At 72.0% G+C, this 4,522-nt stretch carries 4 protein-coding genes; all 4 read left to right on the top strand.

What is annotated here, in order from left to right; genetic code table 11:
• The first annotated feature begins 228 nt into the window (after positions 1 to 228).
• The 4 genes from ACWD6P_RS36710 to ACWD6P_RS36725 all read left to right on the top strand — a co-directional run bounded on the left by ACWD6P_RS36710 (position 229) and on the right by ACWD6P_RS36725 (position 4,468).
• Positions 229 to 1,083, top strand: coding sequence for an aldose epimerase family protein (locus tag ACWD6P_RS36710; protein WP_451448558.1), 855 nt, complete (start codon positions 229 to 231; stop codon positions 1,081 to 1,083).
• 10 nt (positions 1,084 to 1,093) lie between these two features.
• Complete coding sequence (gene pyrE / locus ACWD6P_RS36715) at positions 1,094 to 1,636, top strand: orotate phosphoribosyltransferase (protein WP_451448559.1); 543 nt, start codon at positions 1,094 to 1,096, stop codon at positions 1,634 to 1,636.
• A 218-nt stretch (positions 1,637 to 1,854) separates the two neighbouring features.
• A complete protein-coding gene (fbaA, locus tag ACWD6P_RS36720; RefSeq protein ID WP_451448560.1) occupies positions 1,855 to 2,877 on the top strand; it encodes a class II fructose-bisphosphate aldolase in 1,023 nt (340 codons plus the stop codon).
• Positions 2,878 to 2,965: 88 nt separating this feature from the next.
• On the top strand, positions 2,966 to 4,468 hold the full coding sequence (locus ACWD6P_RS36725; protein WP_451448561.1) for an MFS transporter: 1,503 nt from the start codon (positions 2,966 to 2,968) through the stop codon (positions 4,466 to 4,468).
• The last annotated feature ends 54 nt before the right edge of the window (positions 4,469 to 4,522 follow it).

Here is a 4,522-nt window from a genome sequence, read left to right on the forward strand (position 1 = left end):
CTCCCACCCACAACGGGAGGGGGCGGGCCGGAGGGGCAGGGTGTCCGGACGTAAAGCGAAGCAGTCCGGACACCCTGCCCCGGAGGACCGCCACCGGCACCCGAAAACGCCCCGCGCAGCGGCAACGCCCGCCGCAGGCGAACCCAGCGCAACCCCCACGGCGGGCCAGCCGAAAACGTCGGCCAAGGCAAAGCGCAGCGGAACGCGAATTCATGGGAGGGTCGACCCGTGAGCACCGATAACCCCACTCAGCCCGCGCCGAAGGCGGCGGGCGTGCGGCTGGCGGCCGGGGCCGCCGAGCTGACCGTTGAGCCGGGCAACGGCTGCCGGATCGGCAGCCTCCGCGTCGGCGGTACGGAGCTGCTGCGGCAGGGCGCCAAGTACGGCTGTTTCCCGATGGTTCCGTGGTGCGGCCGGATGGAGCACGGGAAGTTCCGCAACGGCGGGCAACTGCACCAGATGCCGGTCGACGCCGCGCCGCACGCCATCCACGGCACCGGCCGCAACCTCCGCTGGCGCACCGTGCGTTCGAGCGCGACGCAGGCGGCCTTCACCTACGACCTCATGGACCCGGCGGCGCCCTGGCCGTATCCGGGGATGGTCACCCAGGTCGTCGAGCTGGCCGAGGACGGCGGCTCGCTCACGCTCACCATGGGCGTCGAGGCGGCCGCCGACTCCTTCCCGGCGCAGGCCGGCTGGCACCCCTGGTTCCTGCGGAACCTGGGCGAGGGCGGCGAGGACGCGCAGCTCGACTTCGCGCCGGAGTGGCAGGAGGAGCGGGGGGACGACCACCTCCCGACGGGGCGGCGGATCATGCAGAGGCCCGGTCCCTGGGACGACTGCTTCGGAATGCCGCGCGGGGTGGACGTCACCGTCACCTGGCCGGGCCGGCTGGAGCTGAAGGTCACCAGCCGCGCCGAGTGGGTGGTGATCTACGACGAGCAGGACGCCGCGGTCTGCGTCGAGCCGCAGTCCGGCCCGCCGAACGGCCTCAACACGCTGCCGCGCCTGGTCACCCCCATCGACCCGCTGGAGATCTCCACGACGTGGAGCTGGCGGAGCCTGTCGGGAAACACCGCCTAAGCTCGTGCGCATGAGTGACGACGTGCGCGGCGAGCTGCTGCAGCAGATCAAGGACAAGGCCGTGGTGCACGGCAAGGTGACGCTTTCCTCCGGCAAGGAGGCCGACTACTACATCGACCTGCGCCGGATCACCCTGGACGGCGAGGCCGCGCCGCTGGTCGGTCAGCTGATGCTGGACATCACCGCCGACCTGGACTACGACGCGGTCGGCGGGCTGACGCTCGGTGCCGACCCGGTCGCCACGTCGATGCTGCACGCCTCCGCGGCGCGCGGCCGGCGGCTGGACTCGTTCGTCGTCCGCAAGGCGCAGAAGGCGCACGGCATGCAGCGCCGCATCGAGGGGCCGGACATCAAGGGCCGCCGTGTGCTGATCGTCGAGGACACCTCCACCACCGGCGGCTCGCCGCTGACCGCCGTCGAGGCGGCGCGCGAGGCGGGTGCCGAGGTCGTCGCGGTCGCGACGATCGTGGACCGCGGCGCCGCGTCGGCGATCGCCGAGGCCAAGCTGCCCTATATCACGGGCTACCAGCTCGGCGACCTCGGCCTGGGCTGAAGGCTGCCTGAGGGGTGCGGTAGCGCGTAAGTACCGCTCTGATCTGCGCTTTTGTCGAGGGGCGCGTTGTTTCACGTGAAACGGCGCGTCCCTTTCGCATGACGGCTGGACGGGCGATGTGGAGCTCCCGGCCGAGTCTGGGAAGATGTCGTCCGGCGAAGTCCTCGCCCCCTGGTCAGGGCCAAGAACGCACACCCGCATACACAAGGAGCGGACAGATGCCCATCGCAACCCCCGACGTCTACAACGAGATGCTGGACCGGGCGAAGGCAGGCAAGTTCGCCTACCCGGCCATCAACGTCACGTCGACGCAGACGCTGCACGCTGCGCTGCGGGGCTTCGCCGAGGCCGAGAGCGACGGCATCATCCAGATCTCCACCGGTGGTGCGGAGTTCCTGGGCGGCCAGTACAACAAGGACATGGTGACCGGTGCCGTCGCGCTCGCCGAGTTCGCGCACGTCGTCGCCGCCAAGTACGACATCACCGTCGCGCTGCACACCGACCACTGCCCCAAGGACAAGCTGGACGGGTACGTCCGCCCGCTGCTCGACATCTCCGCGGAGCGGGTGGCCAAGGGCCAGAACCCGCTGTTCCAGTCCCACATGTGGGACGGTTCGGCCGAGAACCTGGCCGACAACCTGGCCATCGGCCAGGAGCTGCTCGCCAAGGCCTCCGCCGCCAAGATCATCCTCGAGGTCGAGATCACCCCGACCGGTGGCGAGGAGGACGGCGTCACCCACGAGATCAACGACGAGCTGTACACGACGGTCGACGACGCGCTGCGTACGGCCGAGGCGCTGGGCCTCGGCGAGAAGGGCCGCTACCTGCTCGCCGCCTCCTTCGGCAACGTCCACGGCGTCTACAAGCCGGGCAACGTCGTGCTCCGTCCCGAGCTGCTGAAGGACCTCCAGGAGGGCGTCGGCGCCAAGTACGGCAAGGCCGCCCCGTTCGACTTCGTCTTCCACGGCGGCTCCGGCTCCACCGAGGAGGAGATCGCCACCGCGCTGGAGAACGGCGTGGTCAAGATGAACCTGGACACCGACACCCAGTACGCCTTCACCCGCCCGGTCGCGGACCACATGTTCCGCAACTACGACGGTGTGCTGAAGGTCGACGGCGAGGTCGGCAACAAGAAGACCTACGACCCGCGCAGCTGGGGCAAGCTGGCCGAGGCCGGTATGGCCAAGCGGGTGACCGAGGCCTGCGCCAACCTGCGCTCCACGGGCACCAGGATCAAGTAGTCCCGTACGGGACCGAGGGCCCCGCATCTCCTGTGAGGTGCGGGGCCCTCGCCGTGCGCGCACCGCGGCCGGCGGGCAAGCTCGCCGTATGAGCGAACCGCAGGAGCCCGGGGCCGCCGGCGCTGTCCGGCTCGCCTCGGCGCGGGGCCGCTGGGTGCTGACCACGGCCGTACTGGGCTCCGGTATGGCGATGCTCGACAGCACCGTCGTCAATGTCGCGCTGCCGCGGATCGGCGAGGACCTCGACGCGGATCTGGCGGTGCTGCAGTGGACGGTGACCGCGTACCTGCTCACCCTCTCCTCGCTGATCCTGCTCGGCGGTGCGCTGGGCGACCGCTACGGACGGCGCCGGCTCTTCGTGATCGGCGTGGTCTGGTTCGCGGCCGCCTCGCTGCTGTGCGGCCTCGCGCCGAGCGCCGGGGTGCTGATCGCGGCACGGGCGCTCCAGGGCGTCGGCGGGGCGCTGCTCACCCCCGGCTCGCTGGCGCTGATCCAGGCCGTCCTCCACCCCGACGACCGGGCGCGGGGCGTCGGCGCCTGGTCGGGGCTCGGCGGGGTGGCGGCGGCGGTCGGTCCGTTCGTCGGCGGCTGGCTGGTGGACGGGCCGGGCTGGCGCTGGGTGTTCTTCCTGAACGTGCCGCTGGCGGCGGTGTGCGTGCCGGTGGCGCTGCGGTACGTACCGGAGACGCGGGAACGGGATGTCCGCGAGCGCCGAGGCTTCGACGTACGGGGCGCGGTGCTGGGGGCGCTGGCGCTGGCCGGGGTGACCTATGCGCTGATCGCCGCGCCGGGCCGGGGCGCCGCGCCGGGCGTGCTCGTGCCCGCGGTGGCCGGGGTGCTGCTCGGCGTGGTCTTCGTACGCGTCGAACGGCGCAGCCCGGACCCGATGCTGCCGCCGGCGATCTTCCGCATCCGGCTGTTCTCCGCCATCAACGCGGTGACGGTGTGCATCTACGCCGCGTTCAGCGGCTTCTTCTTCCTCGCCGTGCTCCAGCTCCAGGTCGTGGCGGGCTACTCGGCGCTGGAGGCGGGCACCGCGCTGCTGCCCACGACCGTGCTGATGCTGCTGCTGTCCGCCCGCTCCGGTGAGCTGGGGCAGCGCATCGGGCCGCGGATCCCGCTCACCGTCGGCCCGGTGCTCTGCGCCGCCGGGATGCTGCTGATGCTGCGGGTGGGCCGGGACGCCGGGTACGTCGCGGACGTGCTGCCCGCGATGGTGGTGCTCGGGGCGGGGATGGTGACGCTGGTCGCGCCGCTCACCGCCACCGTGCTGGCGTCGGTGGACGTGGACCGGGCGGGCCTGGCCAGCGGCATCAACAACGCGGCGGCGCGGGCCGCGGGCCTGGTGGCGGTGGCCGCGCTGCCGCTGCTGGCGGGCATGGGACCGGAGGCGTACCGCTCCGCGGACGAGTTCGCGGCGACGTTCCGGCGGGCCATGCCGTTGTGCGCCGGCGTGTTGTTGGCCGGCGCACTGATTGCGTGGTTGACGGTCCGCACGGCGGCGCGGGGGCCGGAACCGGGGCGGTGCCGGCCTGAGTGCGCCTATCACTGCGGGGTGGGTGCCCCACCGTTGGACCCTGGCGGGTCCTGAGGCCCTTCCGCTGCGCTTTGCCGCGGCCGACGTTTTCGGCTGGCCGCGGCAAAG

The organism is Streptomyces sp. NPDC002446 (genome assembly GCF_053595675.1).

Excerpts from the sequence above, each read along its gene's own strand:
- fbaA (WP_451448560.1), top strand. The coding sequence starts at position 1,855 with ATGCCCATCGCAACCCCCGACGTCTACAACGAGATGCTGGACCGGGCG.
- pyrE (WP_451448559.1), top strand. The coding sequence starts at position 1,094 with ATGAGTGACGACGTGCGCGGCGAGCTGCTGCAGCAGATCAAGGACAAG.
- ACWD6P_RS36725 (WP_451448561.1), top strand. The coding sequence starts at position 2,966 with ATGAGCGAACCGCAGGAGCCCGGGGCCGCCGGCGCTGTCCGGCTCGCC.